This window comes from Bacillus gaemokensis, from assembly GCF_001590835.1.
GTDB lineage: Bacteria > Bacillota > Bacilli > Bacillales > Bacillaceae_G > Bacillus_A > Bacillus_A gaemokensis.
This window is the reverse complement of the sequence record NZ_LTAQ01000056.1, coordinates 222,673-237,162: the sequence shown is the minus strand read 5'-3', so window position 1 is coordinate 237,162 and position 14,490 is coordinate 222,673. Positions and strand designations below refer to the sequence as shown.

16 protein-coding genes and 1 pseudogene are annotated in these 14,490 nt (G+C 34.4%); 10 read left to right on the top strand and 7 right to left on the bottom strand.

The genetic code is table 11. The annotated features are described in order from the left end of the window. Positions 1-2: 2 nt before the first annotated feature. The 3 genes from AZF08_RS24355 to AZF08_RS24345 all read right to left on the bottom strand — a co-directional run bounded on the left by AZF08_RS24355 (position 3) and on the right by AZF08_RS24345 (position 2,443). Positions 3-1,325 carry a hemolysin family protein gene (locus AZF08_RS24355; protein WP_033675939.1) on the bottom strand — a complete coding sequence of 441 codons (1,323 nt, stop codon included), beginning with the start codon at positions 1,323-1,325 and terminating at the stop codon, positions 3-5. Between the two features lie 121 nt (positions 1,326-1,446). Beyond that, on the bottom strand, positions 1,447-1,854 hold the full coding sequence (locus tag AZF08_RS24350) for a MerR family transcriptional regulator (RefSeq protein ID WP_033675940.1): 408 nt from the start codon (positions 1,852-1,854) through the stop codon (positions 1,447-1,449). A gap of 130 nt (positions 1,855-1,984) precedes the next feature. Then, the gene (locus AZF08_RS24345) at positions 1,985-2,443 is read right to left on the bottom strand and encodes an SRPBCC family protein (RefSeq protein WP_033675951.1); all 459 of its coding nucleotides are present in this window, start codon (positions 2,441-2,443) and stop codon (positions 1,985-1,987) included. A 249-nt stretch (positions 2,444-2,692) separates the two neighbouring features. Between AZF08_RS24345 and AZF08_RS24340 the strand changes: the two genes are divergently transcribed. The 7 genes from AZF08_RS24340 to AZF08_RS24310 all read left to right on the top strand — a co-directional run bounded on the left by AZF08_RS24340 (position 2,693) and on the right by AZF08_RS24310 (position 9,594). Further along, positions 2,693-3,460 (top strand): glycosyltransferase family 2 protein, encoded by a 768-nt coding sequence (locus AZF08_RS24340; protein WP_063177397.1) that lies wholly within the window; start codon positions 2,693-2,695, stop codon positions 3,458-3,460. 225 nt (positions 3,461-3,685) lie between these two features. Then, a complete protein-coding gene (locus AZF08_RS24335) occupies positions 3,686-4,447 on the top strand; it encodes a glycosyltransferase family 2 protein (RefSeq protein ID WP_153019595.1) in 762 nt (253 codons plus the stop codon). Positions 4,448-4,535: 88 nt separating this feature from the next. Beyond that, positions 4,536-5,345, top strand: a complete 810-nt coding sequence (locus tag AZF08_RS24330) for a glycosyltransferase family 2 protein (RefSeq protein WP_063177392.1) — start codon at positions 4,536-4,538, stop codon at positions 5,343-5,345. Between the two features lie 257 nt (positions 5,346-5,602). Continuing rightward, positions 5,603-6,370: a glucose-1-phosphate cytidylyltransferase gene (rfbF, locus tag AZF08_RS24325; RefSeq protein ID WP_033677002.1), complete on the top strand. Its 768-nt coding sequence runs from the start codon at positions 5,603-5,605 to the stop codon at positions 6,368-6,370. A 1-nt stretch (position 6,371) separates the two neighbouring features. Continuing rightward, positions 6,372-7,436 carry a CDP-glucose 4,6-dehydratase gene (rfbG, locus tag AZF08_RS24320; RefSeq protein ID WP_033677004.1) on the top strand — a complete coding sequence of 355 codons (1,065 nt, stop codon included), beginning with the start codon at positions 6,372-6,374 and terminating at the stop codon, positions 7,434-7,436. Positions 7,437-7,450: 14 nt separating this feature from the next. Then, the gene (locus AZF08_RS24315; RefSeq protein ID WP_033677005.1) at positions 7,451-8,680 is read left to right on the top strand and encodes a class I SAM-dependent methyltransferase; all 1,230 of its coding nucleotides are present in this window, start codon (positions 7,451-7,453) and stop codon (positions 8,678-8,680) included. A 2-nt stretch (positions 8,681-8,682) separates the two neighbouring features. After that, on the top strand, positions 8,683-9,594 hold the full coding sequence (locus AZF08_RS24310) for an NAD-dependent epimerase/dehydratase family protein (protein ID WP_033677007.1): 912 nt from the start codon (positions 8,683-8,685) through the stop codon (positions 9,592-9,594). Between the two features lie 30 nt (positions 9,595-9,624). Here AZF08_RS24310 and AZF08_RS32290 read toward each other — a convergent pair. Then, positions 9,625-10,083 (bottom strand): annotated as a pseudogene (locus AZF08_RS32290) (hypothetical protein); the annotation flags it as partial. Next, positions 10,076-10,429, bottom strand: a complete 354-nt coding sequence (locus AZF08_RS24300; protein ID WP_033677011.1) for an SH3 domain-containing protein — start codon at positions 10,427-10,429, stop codon at positions 10,076-10,078. The gene AZF08_RS24300 and the pseudogene AZF08_RS32290, both read right to left, overlap by 8 nt. A gap of 212 nt (positions 10,430-10,641) precedes the next feature. Between AZF08_RS24300 and AZF08_RS24295 the strand changes: the two genes are divergently transcribed. Further along, positions 10,642-11,529, top strand: a complete 888-nt coding sequence (locus tag AZF08_RS24295; protein WP_033677013.1) for a DMT family transporter — start codon at positions 10,642-10,644, stop codon at positions 11,527-11,529. A gap of 80 nt (positions 11,530-11,609) precedes the next feature. Here the strand turns inward: AZF08_RS24295 and AZF08_RS24290 are convergent, their stop codons facing one another. Continuing rightward, on the bottom strand, positions 11,610-12,479 hold the full coding sequence (locus AZF08_RS24290; protein ID WP_033677014.1) for a pentapeptide repeat-containing protein: 870 nt from the start codon (positions 12,477-12,479) through the stop codon (positions 11,610-11,612). Between the two features lie 108 nt (positions 12,480-12,587). Then, entirely contained in the window at positions 12,588-13,448 is an 861-nt protein-coding gene (locus tag AZF08_RS24285; RefSeq protein WP_033677016.1) for a LysR family transcriptional regulator, read from the bottom strand. Positions 13,449-13,583: 135 nt separating this feature from the next. Between AZF08_RS24285 and AZF08_RS24280 the strand changes: the two genes are divergently transcribed. Both AZF08_RS24280 and AZF08_RS24275 read left to right on the top strand, forming a co-directional pair. Then, the gene (locus tag AZF08_RS24280) at positions 13,584-14,144 is read left to right on the top strand and encodes a cysteine hydrolase family protein (RefSeq protein ID WP_033677018.1); all 561 of its coding nucleotides are present in this window, start codon (positions 13,584-13,586) and stop codon (positions 14,142-14,144) included. 163 nt (positions 14,145-14,307) lie between these two features. Further along, positions 14,308-14,484: a DUF1272 domain-containing protein gene (locus AZF08_RS24275; protein WP_033677019.1), complete on the top strand. Its 177-nt coding sequence runs from the start codon at positions 14,308-14,310 to the stop codon at positions 14,482-14,484. Positions 14,485-14,490: the final 6 nt, after the last annotated feature.

Here is a 14,490-nt window from a genome sequence, read left to right as displayed (position 1 = left end):
ACTTACACAGTTGCTGCTTTCTCTTGTTGATGATCAATTTTTCGAATTTCAACGCGTTTGATTTGATAAGCATCTTTTTCAAGAACTTTAAACTCATAATTCTCAGCCTCAACGCATTGGCCTTCTTCAATTTCATGATTCTGCATCATAATCCATCCACCAATTGTATCCACATCATCTTCTTCAATGTGTAATCCAAATAGGTCTTTTACCTCTGTAATCAACACTTTCCCGTCAACAATTTTATGATATTCATTTACATGTTGAATTGGTGGATGCTCATCTTCATCATATTCATCACGAATTTCGCCGACGATTTCCTCCAATATATCTTCAAGCGTTACAATTCCAGCTGTCCCTCCGTACTCATCATATAAAACAGCCATTGGAATTCGCTTTTTCTGCATTTGCAGAAGTAAATCATGAATTGGAGTTGTTTCCATAACTTCAATAATCGGACGCATATACGTACGAATCGATGATAAATCTTCTTGATCGTTGTTCATATATCGAATAAAGAAATCTTTTACATTGACCATACCGATAATATCATCTTTATCTTCTCCAAAGATCGGATAACGTGTATATCGTTCACTTTGGATAACTTTCATGTGTTCTTCTACTGAATCTTCAAGATAGAAACCAACGATTTCTGTTCGTGGCACCATAATCTCTTTCGCGATGCGGTTATCAAATTCAAAGATATTATTTACATACTTATATTCTGCTTGATTAATTTCTCCACTTTCATAGCTCTCTGAAAGAATAAGACGTAATTCTTCTTCCGTATGTGCTACTTCATGTTCAGAAGCTGGTTTCAAGCCGAATAAGCCAGTTACGACACGCGCCGAACCATTCAGTATCCAAATAAACGGATACATCACTTTATAGAACATCATTAAAGGTCCAGCAAATAATAAAGTTACTCTTTCAGCCTTTTGAATTGCCATTGTTTTCGGTGCTAATTCACCTACTACAACGTGCAAATACGTCATTGTCATAAATGCAAGACCAAAAGTCAATACTTGTGAAATAGAAGGGTTTAGGTTCCATTTCTCAAATAATGGATGCAATAGCTTTTCTATTGTCGGTTCACCTAACCAACCAAGTCCCATTGCTGTAACTGTAATCCCTAACTGACAAGCAGATAAATATTCATCTAAATTCGTTGTTACCTTTTTTGCTGCTAACGCACCGCGTTTTCCTTCCGCAACAAGCTGATCAATGCGACTTGTACGTACTTTCACAATTGCAAACTCTGCTGCTACGAAAAATCCAGTAAATGCGATTAAAATCGCAACCATGACTAAATTAAATATTTCCAATGAATCCCCTTAGTTAAAAAACTAAGGTGTCCACCTCCTGTATACTATAATGTTTTCTGATTTCATTTCACTAGAAAACATAGCGCTATACAAAAATTAAAGAGGCCAGATACAATCCATTCTATAATAATAGAATAAGTGTTTGTATTAAAGCTGTCGTTTGACCAGATAAAGATTTCGATATTTTTTCACGTTGTGAATCAGTTAATCCATCTAGCAGAGGTTTCAATTCCGTTAACTCTGCTTCCAATCGATGAATATGGTCTGTCACTTCATTCATTTGTTTCGAAACGTGTTCATTGATACCGAGCAGCTTCTTCTTCTCCTCGATCCTCTCTTTAATCTCACAAAGCGGCATATGCATTTCTTTGCATTTCTCAATAAATTGTAGTGTTTCAAATGCTGTTTCGTCGTAATAGCGATAATTAGATTGAGATCGCTCCGCTTTTAAGATACCTAGATTCGTATAATAATCAATCGTTCGTTTCGACACGTGAGCCAAGTGAGCCAACTGTCCGATTCGATACACCTTCCCAACGATCTTCCCCCCTTGTTTATATTAAGAACATCATACAATACATAAACTGTACAGTCAAACGTGATGGTTTGCATTCAACTAAAATAAAGAAATCTGTATTACGCTACAGATTTTTTTACTCTTACATCCCTTTTTCTTTATTATATGTAGACTCTACACATTCTGCTAAACGTTCAATTTGATGCATATATAACCCTCGTGACATCCATCCTGTTAACTTATATATAATATTATAAAAAAGATTGCTAGGCTCATATTCTGCAATAAGTGTAAGTAACGTCTCATCTTCTTCTAAAATATATGTTGTGGTAGAATAACCTTGTTTCATCTCACCACCAACTGAAACGATGTATGGCGCTTCATATTCTAATAATTCCACTTCAAATTCATAAACTTTCTTTCCAATTTTTTGCACCGTAATATACTTATCCCCTACACGCGGATTTTCTTTTGCTACACTTGATGAATAACGATTTTCAATTACTAGCGTATTCCACTCTTTTATTTTTTCATCATCATTTACATAATCAAATACGACATCAATTGGTGCCCGAATTAATATTTCAAAAGCAAAGCTTATCCAACTTCTCCTCTCAAACACCCTTGTTTGTCTCTATTTATGTTGCAACAAAATGATTATTACATATTTTACATAATGAAATACAAATGTTATATTAAAATTATTTTTATTGTGCTTCATTTCACTATTTTTGTGCCTATTCTCCACACTTCGTAGTCAAAATATTCATTTAAGTTTATAAAGCAACCTTTTGTGGATAAGCATCATATAATTGAAATATTTTATTCATTTTTTAAAGGAGGGATTCTTATTACTACAACCTTAATTTCTCATTTTTATAACGAAGAATATTTGCTTCCTTGGTGGTTAAAGCACCATACACAATTATTCGATCATGGCATTTTGATTAATAGAGGTTCTACCGATCGTTCTGTTGAAATATGCCGTCAATTTGCACCTCATTGGGAAGTACGCGATTCGAAAGTACCAGTATTTGATGCAGTATTAGCCGATCATGAGGTTATGGAAATTGAAACAGAAGTGACTGGTTGGAAAATGGTATTAAACACTACTGAGTTTCTTTGCTGTTTTAATAAGGATGACTTTTTTTTATCACTTAACCTTTTGGGACAAAATATGTATGCAATACGAATGATTTTAATGATAGATGATCTTAATCACGGCTATACAGATCCTGTTTATCATCTTCCTTTAGTAAAGCAGCGACACCACGGGGTATTTCCTTACCATCCCCAACAAACCTATGCTTGGAGACTCATCCATAATTACGTACATGGCAACTATGTACCTGGTAGACATCGGTCTTCATACAAACATATTGTTTATAATTATCCTGTTTTCATTCTGAAGTTTTATTATAGTCCTTGGAATGATTCAATGCGAAAACGTAAACTCCAAATTGGACCCACTCTTTCACCCTACAGTATTCAAAGCGGTATGGGCCTTCACCATCTAACCTCATCAATACAACTAGATGAAACATTTTTACAACTTTCTAAAGCGACTCAAGATCTTCGTTTAATTCCAGAATATCAAGTATTACTTTCACATTTATAATAGTATGCATTCTTTATTTATAATAAATTAGAATAAACTTGAAATTCCCACAAACAAACTTCGATTCTTTTTACAGTATAATTTCTTCATAAAAATTGAAATATATTTTTTAAATACGAGATCATTTTAAATTTTTTCATTTTACAACTTTTTTGGATAAGCATCATATGATAATAGAGTTAATGTATTGAAATGTTTTATTCATTCTTAAAAGGAGGAATTCTTATTACTACAACCTTAATTTCTCATTTCTATAACGAAGAATATTTGCTTCCTTGGTGGTTAATGCACCATATACAATTATTCGATCATGGCATTTTGATTAATAGAGGTTCTACCGATCGTTCTGTTGAGATCTGTCGCCAATTGGCACCTCATTGGGAAGTCCGAAATTCAAGAGTTCCTGAATTTGATGCGGTAGAAGTGGATCGTGAAGTAATGGATATTGAAAAAGAGGTCACAGGTTGGAAAATGGCATTAAACACCACTGAGTTTCTTTGTTGTCAAAATAAAAGTGAGTTCTTTACATCCCTTATTAGTTTGAACAACCAGATACATGCAATTAGATTGATCTTAATGGTGGATCCCCTTGATTCTATTTATTCAAAACCAAGATACTCACTCCCATTAGTGAAGCAACGATATCACGGATATTTCCCCTACGATCCACACCCGGGATGTTCTTGGAGGCTTATTCATAATTATGAACATGGTAGCTATACACCTGGAAGGCATTCATCTTCATATAAGTTTACTGTTTATCCGTATCCTGTTTTCGTTTTAAAGTTTTATTTCAGTCCTTGGAATGATGCTATGCGAAAACGAAGACTCCAAATCGCTCCTACCCTTTCCGCACGCTGGAAGTGGTTAAAACCTCACTATACAACTTCATTAGAAGAATTAGAAACAAAATTTATAGAAGTTGCCCGCGGGACTCAAGACCTTCGATCCATTCCAGAATACCAATTATTATTTCCCGATTTATAATAACATTTTCCGTATATTTATTTCCTTTTATAATCATTACATTATTTAAAGAGCTTTTATGGATAAGCATCATATGCTACTAGAGTAAATGTTTGAAATATTTTATTCATTTTTTAAAGGAGGGATTCTTATTACTACAACCTTAATTTCTCATTTTTATAACGAAGAATATTTGCTTCCTTGGTGGTTAATGCACCATACAAAATTATTTGATCATGGCATTTTGATTAATAGAGGTTCTACCGACCGTTCTGTTGAAATCTGTCGACAGTTTGCTCCTCATTGGGAAGTCCGAAATTCAAAAGTTCCTGAATTTGATGCAATATTAGTCGATCAAGAGGTTATGGAAATTGAAACAGAAGTGACAGGATGGAAAATGGTATTAAACACCACTGAGTTTCTTTGCTGTTTTAATAAGGATGACTTTTTTTTATCACTTAGTCTTTTAGGAGAGAACATGTATTCAATCAGAATAATCGTGATGGTAGATGATCCTAATTATGGTTATAAAGATCCAATATATGAACTCCCTCTAGTTAAACAGCGCTACCACGGTTTATTTCCCAAAGATCTTACTTCACCTTATGTTGGTAGACTCATTCACAATCATGTACATGGCAGCTATACAGCTGGTAGACATTGGTCACCACATAAATTCATCATATACTTATATCCTGCTTTCATTTTAAAATTTTTTTACAGCCCTTGGAATGATGCTATGAAAAAACGGAAATTACAAATAGGTCCTACCCTTTCTGCACACAGTATTCAACATGGACTAGGAACTTACCATCTAGCCTTATCAAAAGAACTAGATGAAAGATTTCTAACATATGCTAGTGCCACTCAAGATCTTCGTTTAATTCCAGAATATAAAATTTTATTTCCTGATTTATAGCTCCTATTGAATATAAAAAAGAATATACTAAGATCCCCCTTCCATTCCTATAATCCATCCATTGCTGAAGCAAATTCTTTTATGAATACATTCATTTTTATTAGTTTCATTTTACAGTATGGTTTCCCATAAAAATGGAGAATCGTACTGTTTTTTTATCTTTTTACCTAAATACAACACCATTAAATAAAAAGTTGAATAATGTAAGAAGAGGAAATTCGTTCTAAAAATTCTTCTACAGTTATAGGAGGGAAAAAATGAAAGCCGTTATTCTTGCAGGTGGATATGGCACGCGAATTGGGGAAGAGACGCATCTAAAACCAAAACCGATGATTGAAATAGGAGCAAAACCAATTCTTTGGCATATCATGAAATTGTTTAGTCACTATGGAATTAACGACTTTATCATCTGTTTAGGCTATAAAGGACATGTAATTAAAGAATTCTTTTTAAATTATAACTGGTACATGTCAGATTTCACTATCGATATGAATAAAAACGAAATTACAAATCACTCAAGTAATACAGAACCTTGGAAGATAACACTCATTAATACAGGTGAAAATACAGAAACTGGTGGACGTATTAAAAGAATACAAAATTATGTTGGTGATGAACCGTTTTGTCTTACTTATGGAGATGGATTAAGCAATGTAAATATAAATGAACTCATTCAATATCATAAAAAACATGGAAAACTCGCTACCGTTACTGCTGTTCAACCTCCTGGCAGATTTGGTTCTCTTATACTTCAAAATCAAACGGTTTTGGAATTTAAGGAGAAACCTTTAGGAGATGGCGGCTGGATTAATGGGGGATTTTTTGTTTTAAATCCTGCCGTTTTTAATTATATTCTCGATGATAGCTCCGTTTGGGAAACTGATGTATTAGTTCAATTAGCTAATCATAAACAGTTACATGCCTATAAACATAATGGATTTTGGCAGCCAATGGACACATTACGTGATAAGAAAAAGTTAGTGGAGTTATGGGAAAATAAAAATGCACCTTGGAAGGTTTGGTAGTATGATCGATACATCTTTTTGGTATAAGAAAAAGGTTTTTATTACCGGTCATACCGGATTTAAAGGAACTTGGCTTACTTTATGGTTAGCATCACTAGGTGCAGATGTAAGCGGCTACTCTTTTCATCCGCCATCATCCCCTAATTTATTTGAATTAACACAAGCGACAACAGAATGTAAATCTATAAAGGGAGACATCACTCATTTCCCTTCTTTATTGCAAGCAATTAAGGATTACAAGCCTGAGATTATTTTTCACTTGGCTGCACAGCCCTTAGTGCAAACATCATACAAAAATCCGATTGATACATTTAAAACCAATGTTTTAGGTACCGTACATCTATTAGAAGCAGCAAAGAATGTACAAAGCGTGCACGTGATTATTAACGTAACAAGTGACAAGTGTTATGAAAATGATGGGTTTGGGAACCACTCCTTTGAAGAAAACGACCGACTAGGAGGACATGATCCATACAGTGCAAGTAAAGCCTGCGCAGAATTAGTTACAACCTCTTACCAAAAATCATTTTTTCATCTTAAAGACTCTTCTTCACCAAAGTTAGCCTCCGTACGAGCAGGTAATGTTATTGGCGGTGGAGATTGGGCTGAAGACCGACTATTTCCAGACATGGTGAGAGCCTATATAAATTCGAACAAACTTAGTATCAGAAATCCTAATGCAATTCGTCCATGGCAACATGTTTTAGACCCTTTACATGGTTATTTGCTCCTTGCTGAAAAAATATGGAAAACCCCTAAATATGCAGCAGCTTGGAATTTCGGTCCAGTCAATCAGCCTCATATGACAGTAAATGAGTTCGTCAATATGACAATGAAGCTGTGGAATAAAAAATTAGAAATTATCTCTCCTACTGACTCTTCCCCTTACGAATCATCTGTTTTAACACTTGATAGCAATAAATCGATGAAAGAATTAGGATGGGTTCCAAAATTATCAACTAAAGAATCTATTTCTTGGACTGTTGAATGGTATCAAAAATATGTCAATGAAGAGGATATTGCATCATTTACTCGTAAACAAATCGATACGTTTAAAACCATATAAGGAGTCTATAAAAAATGTCACATAAAAAATGTCGTTTTTGTCATTCATTGCTGACACATACCTTTTTAGATTTAGGTGTTTCTCCTCTTGCTAATTCATTTGTGCTCCAAAAAAATTTAGATAAAATGGAACCGTTTTATCCACTTCATACGTTTGTTTGTGACACTTGCTTGCTTGTACAATTAGATGAATTTGAATCACCACAGCACATTTTCAATGACTATCTATACTTCAGCTCTTACTCATCAAGTTGGCTATTACATGCAAAACAATACGTAGAAATGGCGATCAAACGGTTTAATTTAACGCCAAATTCACAAGTTATTGAGATTGCAAGTAATGACGGATATTTATTGCAATACTTCCAAAAACAAAAGATTCGTACGTTAGGGATTGAGCCGGCAAAAAATGTTGCAGAGGTTTCCATTCAAAAAGGCATTCCTACTAAAAGCGAATTTTTCGGAAGTGATTTAGCGAAACAATTACTATCCGAAAATTATCAAGGCGACTTAATTATAGCTAACAACGTATTAGCTCACGTTCCTGATTTACATGATTTTATTGCAGGTTTAAAAACATTGTTAAAACCAGATGGTGTAATCACAATTGAATTTCCACATGTATTAAACCTCATTTCTTATAAGCAATTCGATACAATTTATCACGAGCACTTTTCTTATTTTTCACTTATATTTCTTCAAAAAATACTGTCCCATCATAAATTACAAGTGATAGATGTAGAAGAACTTTCTACACATGGCGGCTCATTACGGTTATTTATCAAACATGAGAACAAAGATGAATTGATCCATTCTAATGTTACAAAATTGATTCAAAAAGAAACACACCATGGACTCCACAAATTAGATTGTTACCTTCTATTCTCTAAACAAGTAGAGCAGTTAAAAATAGATATTTTAAAATTTTTTATTACAGCAAAATCCTTAAACAAACAAATTGTAGGTTATGGAGCACCGGCCAAAGGAAATACGCTTTTAAATTTTTGTGGACTTGGTAAAGAGTTTCTTTCTTATACAGTAGATAAAAATCCTCATAAGCAAGGATTATATTTACCAGGTACTCGAATCCCTATTAAAGATCCTGAAGAAATAAAACAAACAAAACCAGATTACATTCTCATTTTACCGTGGAACTTAAAGGACGAAATTATGGAAGAATGCTCCTTTATTCATGAATGGGGCGGGAAATTTTTAGTTGTTATACCGAAAGTAGAAGTGATTTAAATATGAAAAAAATCCTTGTAACAGGTGGAAATGGCTGGATTGGTAAATACGTAGTAACGTCATTAATCAAAATGGGTTATGAAGTGCATGCCACTTATTACAGCAACAAACCTTCTAATATTTCATGTAATTGGCACAAAGTAAATTTACTTCATAATGAAGAAGTAAAAGACCTTATTTACGATATAAGACCTTCCCACCTCGTTCATTTGGCATGGGAAGCTGTCCCCCCACAATGTTATCAATCTATCAATAATTATTATTGGCTACAATCCAGCATTTCATTAATTCAATATTTTTCAAACTCTGGTGGCCAAAGAATAGTAGTAGCTGGTACAGGGGCCGAATATGAATGGATTAATGGTATCTTATCAGAAGATTCAATGCTCCTCTCCTATAAAACACCTTATTCATTGTGTAAAAACACATTACGCTCATGGTTACAATCTTATTCCGAACAAACTGGGCTAAGCATGTGTTGGGGAAGAATTTTTCATTTATATGGTCCTTATGAAGCTGGTAATCGTCTAGTATCTAATATTATCGTCTCTTTATTAAAAAATGAGGAAGCTTTGTGTACACACGGAAAACAATACAGAGACTTTCTCTATGTGAGCGATGTGGCTGACGCGCTCATTTCATTATTAAACAGTGATATACAAGGTACTGTAAACGTTGCTTCTGGTCACCCTGTTCAAGTTAAAGAACTGGCTTCTATTATTGCAAAAAAAATAGGGAAAGAACATTTAATAAAACTAGGAGCCATTTCTTTCCCAAAAAGTGAACCATTGTTTGTTGGCGCTAATATTGAACGGCTAAAAAACGAAGCAAAATGGACTCCAAAATATGATATAGATACGGGAATTAAAGAAACAATTTTGTGGTGGGATACTTTTTTGAATACTTCACATTAACAAGGTCAATATGTGATGATTAACTGTAACCTATGGAAAAATATTTTGATATTCAGTAGCGAATCGTAAATCTTTTGTACCTTTCGCTACGTTTCTATAAAGTTCTTCTAACTTGTCTGATGTAATTACATGATGTGTTCCCAGACCAGCACTTTTACTCGCCTCTGAAAGAGTTGGACCAATTTGTAATTTCCTCTTCCTTATCGCATCATTCCAAGGACTAAAACCGAACCGTAAAATAAAAGCAAGAGGTGGATATGACATAAATTCATGAGCTGCTAGATGCCTTTCTGCCATATAGTTACCATGTCCATGATTATGAATAAATCTTCCTCTTTTTCAAACTCCCCAATCGGCTGGTAAGTAACCATGATATCTTTGCTTTACTAAAGGCACTTCACACCGTGGCTCCTGATAACCATAGTTTGGATCGTCGACCATTATGATTCCTTCGATCCAATACATTTTTCCTCCTAATTTATTAAGAGATGCCTAAATTTTGTTTTGGAACCCATCCTTCTGCCTCCTTATCTACATTTTCACACCATATCCATCCATTCAACTCTTTAGAACCAACAAGAATCTCCCCTACATTGACATTCAATTCTTTCGCCGTATATCTTTCTATAATGAATCCTACACTCTTTGATTTACTATGTATGATTTGCTCTGGCACCCAGCCTTCCCGATTATTACGCTCTTCGTAGCAATATACCCAATTGTTCCAGTTTTCAGGGCCTACATATTTATTGCCGATTAAAACTGTATCCCCTTTTTCTAGAGAAATAGGATTGGGATAATTACTTACATGTGATTGAATGACAATATATTTCATAACACCCTCCATTAATCTGAAAATTAAGTTATAATCTTATTATATATTACTTCACACAGGAAGGAGAATACGTATGTACTTCAATCATTTATTCGAAAACGATCAGCCTGTTGGCCGTCTATAAACTAAGGCGGGCATTTGTATAACAATTAAAATATGCCTCGTCTTAGGGATCCTAATACAATCCTAAAAATAGACGGAGGTACTTCACTATGAAACAAACAATTTTTGGAGCTATATGTTTATCACTTGCAGCAAGTATTTGGGGTGGTATGTACGTTGTAAGTAAATATGTACTAGACTTTGTTCCCCCACTTACACTTGTCTGGCTTCGCTTTATCATCGCTTTTTTCGTTTTATATATGATTTTGAAAATAGCAGAACGAAAACATAAAAAGAAAATACGTATTCATAAACAAGACTGGTTACTTTTTGCTTGGATCGGTTTCATTGGTTATTTCATCTCGATCACATGTCAATTTATTGGGACGAAATTATCAGATGCCCACACAGGCTCTTTAGTTACATCAGCCACTCCAGCCTTTATGGTCGTATTCGCTACTTTGATTTTGAAAGAGAGACTAACTGCTCGTAGAGTATTCTCTACCATTTTAGCTACAATAGGTGTCATCATTGTCATTGGATGGGATATAGAAGTTGGTTCATATTTTATTGGAACACTCATTTTAGTTGGAGCTGCTATTACGTGGGCTTTACTATCTATTTATGTAAAAATTGCTTCTGCACGCTTTTCATCCTTAGTCATTACAACTTACGCAATTTTCTTTGCATTATTTTTCATTACGCCTTGTATGATTTGGGAATTACAATCAAATCCAGTTGAAAATTTGGATATCTATGTATTGTTAGGCGTACTATATTTAGGGATCATTTCCACTGCGGGTGCCTTTTTTCTGTGGAATAAAGGGCTAGAGCTCATGGATGCTAGCATTGGCTCACTATTTTTCTTTTTTCAGCCAATCGTTGGTTCCTTACTAGGATGGCTGTTATTAAATGAAACATTAAACCGCAACTTCTTTATTGGTGGTACTCTTATTATACTTAGCGTAATCATCACCACTCTCGAAAAGAAAAAGTAACATGAATAAAAACAACACGGGCCATGAAAACAGCCTGTGTTGTTTTTATTCTCTTCTACTAGAGAACCTATTTAATTTTCTCAAACAGACCAATGCGTTGGACGAGAAAGTATTTTGGGTAATTTCGTATGTGCATCACCCTTCGCTGCGTTAATTTGAACTTGAGTGAGAAAAATACTATCAGTAAAATTTGCTCCTCGAAGATCTGCATCTCGTAAATCCGCACCGATAAGATCAGCAGCTCTCAAATCGGCGTCTCGAAGATCAGCTGCAATCAGATATGTCCCTCTTAAATTCGCTCCCCTAAGATCTGCTTTTCTAAGCTTTGCACCCATCAAATTCGCTCCTCGATGATTAATCCTCTTATTCTTTTTCGAATTCTCATACTGCTGACACGACTCCTTCCATACTAGCTCACTTGTTTTTAGAAGAAGTTCATTTATACCAGCTCGATGTAATGGAACATTTACATCCATCAGTGAATCTGTGCTAAGCTGTGAAAGTCTCTCCGTCTCATCAATCGCAAGGCTAATCTCCCTATGAATTGTCCGTGTTGCTTTTAACATTAAAGCTTCATTCAAATACCAAAGCATCTCATGAAGCTGATGCATAATCGGAAAAACATCATACATTTTTTTCGCGTGTTCTGGGCTTTTACGCCAGTCGATACCTTCGAAGGTTACCTGTGAAACCTTTTGCCCTGCACCGAAACATTCGAAAACCGTACACCCTTTAAATCCTTTTCCTCTAAGATTTTTATGAATACTGCACCTAAAATCTGACTGAAGATTTGAACAAGGTTTCCCAGCATCCTTATTAACTGCAAAATCGACTGAAGCTGCGAAAGGTAGTGCAACGCAACATAAACCGAAGCATTTCTCACAATCAGCTCGTAGACTATTAAAACTCACACTATTTTTTGAATCTAAATACTTATTGTCTTCTAACAAAACATGGACCCCCTGTTGCTGTATTACTTGTGTAATTTTATATAGATAAGGATATAAAATAAATCGTTTTGTGTAAATTCACTTGTATTAAAAAATGTCTTTCATCAATTAAACATGAGCTTTTGTAAATATTTTAAAGAGTACTTTACCAATCTTTTCAGTTCTTGCAATCAAATAAATCGTTCTCTGTTTCTGAAAATCTCGAATTGGTATTGTACAAAGCGGCAAATGTTCAATACGCTCTGAAATCGTTCGTGGAACAATTGTAATTCCTGCCCCTGCAGCAACCATACCAAGAATAAAGTCTCGAAACGATACCTCAGAACTAATATTAGGTTCTGCTTTCAGTCTATCAAACTCTTCTGTAATCGCTCTTCGAATATCGCAACCAATCGGATACATAACTAGATTCTCTGATAATAATTCTCTTATAAATACATCTTCTCTTTTACTAAGCGGATGTGTCTTCTGGAAAACTACATCATACGGCTCTACAAATAATTTCCTATACCAAAGGTTTTTTGGCACCCATTTTTCATCTACTAAAGCAGCATCCAACTTCCCTGATAACATATCTTCCATAATTTCTTTAGACATATCGTACACTTTTGTTTCTATTTTAACTTTCCCATTCTTATCACCAACAAGTTTGTTAGGAAGATAAAACGCTGCAAGACTCGGTAGTAAGCCTAACATTACATGTGTGAATTCCCCCATAGCTTTCATTTCTCGCTTCATACCCTCCCATTCTTTAACAAATGGAATGATTCTTTTTCGAAAATAAATCCCTGCTTCTGTTAATTCTATACCTTGTGGGGATCTACTTAATAATTCTACTTCTAATTCAGCTTCTAACTTCTTTATTTGTTTACTTACTGCTGGTTGTGTCATATGAATATGCTCTGCTACTTTTGAAAAACTTTTATACTCTGAACAAAGTAAAAAACACCGTAACCATTCTATCTCCATCCTCTATATCCTCTATATCCCCTTGTTCAAACTTTTTGTTATACCCTTCAAAAATACTGGAAATTCTCTACTTTTGCAATAATTGATATCATTACCATATGGAAAATAAATCATTTTTGAAAAGGGGAATAACAAATGAATCGATTACCTAAAAATGCTGCACTTATTCTAGTTGACATTCAAAAAGGATTCGATGATTCTTACTGGGGACAACGCAATAATATACATGCTGAAACAAACATGGAGCTTATATTACAAACATGGAGAAAAACAAATCGTCCTGTAATTCATGTACAGCACATCTCAAATAAAGAAGATCACCCATTAAGAAAAGAAAGCAGCGGAAGTGAATTTAAAGATTTTGCTACTCCGCTTGTAGATGAACCAGTCTTTCAAAAAAATGTGAATAGCGCTTTTATCGGAACCAATTTAGAAATATATTTACGAGAACACAATTATGATACTGCCGTCATTATTGGTTTAACGACAGACTATTGTATATCCACTTCTGTACGTATGGCTGGTAATTTAGGATTTTTAACTTATGTTATTTCAGATGCCACCGCTACATTTGACCGTATTGCATACGATGAAAATTACTATCATGCAGAAGATATCCATAATATAGCATTAGTAAGCCTCCATGAAATGTTTGCTACCGTTTTAACAACCGATAAACTTATAGAATTGGTTTAAACTCCATTTAATCAATTAGTTCAAATTCACTTTATAAATAAAACATCACATTTCATTTCAAATGTTACTCTAACTTCCTAATATACTTTCATATGAAAAGGCGATATTCTCTCGTTTATATTATCATTAAATTATAAACATTCATACAACAGGAGGAACTAATATGGCATTAGAAATGAAAACGAACTGTCAAACATGCAATACTTCTCTTCAAACAAATTCAGAAGCTTACATTTGCACTTATGAATGTACATTCTGTGCACCATGCACAGAAAAAACGCATCAAGTTTGTCCAAACTGTGGTGGTGAATTAGTACGTAGACCGAAAAAGAAACAATAAAAGCAA

Bases quoted from the DNA above. Each gene is read 5' to 3' on its own strand.
- AZF08_RS24330 (WP_063177392.1), top strand. From the start codon at position 4,536: ATGTTTGAAATATTTTATTCATTTTTTAAAGGAGGGATTCTTATTACT.
- rfbF (WP_033677002.1), top strand. From the start codon at position 5,603: ATGAAAGCCGTTATTCTTGCAGGTGGATATGGCACGCGAATTGGGGAA.
- rfbG (WP_033677004.1), top strand. From the start codon at position 6,372: ATGATCGATACATCTTTTTGGTATAAGAAAAAGGTTTTTATTACCGGT.
- AZF08_RS24315 (WP_033677005.1), top strand. From the start codon at position 7,451: ATGTCACATAAAAAATGTCGTTTTTGTCATTCATTGCTGACACATACC.
- AZF08_RS24310 (WP_033677007.1), top strand. From the start codon at position 8,683: ATGAAAAAAATCCTTGTAACAGGTGGAAATGGCTGGATTGGTAAATAC.
- AZF08_RS24300 (WP_033677011.1), bottom strand. From the start codon at position 10,429: ATGAAATATATTGTCATTCAATCACATGTAAGTAATTATCCCAATCCT.
- AZF08_RS24295 (WP_033677013.1), top strand. From the start codon at position 10,642: ATGAAACAAACAATTTTTGGAGCTATATGTTTATCACTTGCAGCAAGT.
- AZF08_RS24285 (WP_033677016.1), bottom strand. From the start codon at position 13,448: ATGGAGATAGAATGGTTACGGTGTTTTTTACTTTGTTCAGAGTATAAA.
- AZF08_RS24280 (WP_033677018.1), top strand. From the start codon at position 13,584: ATGAATCGATTACCTAAAAATGCTGCACTTATTCTAGTTGACATTCAA.
- AZF08_RS24275 (WP_033677019.1), top strand. From the start codon at position 14,308: ATGGCATTAGAAATGAAAACGAACTGTCAAACATGCAATACTTCTCTT.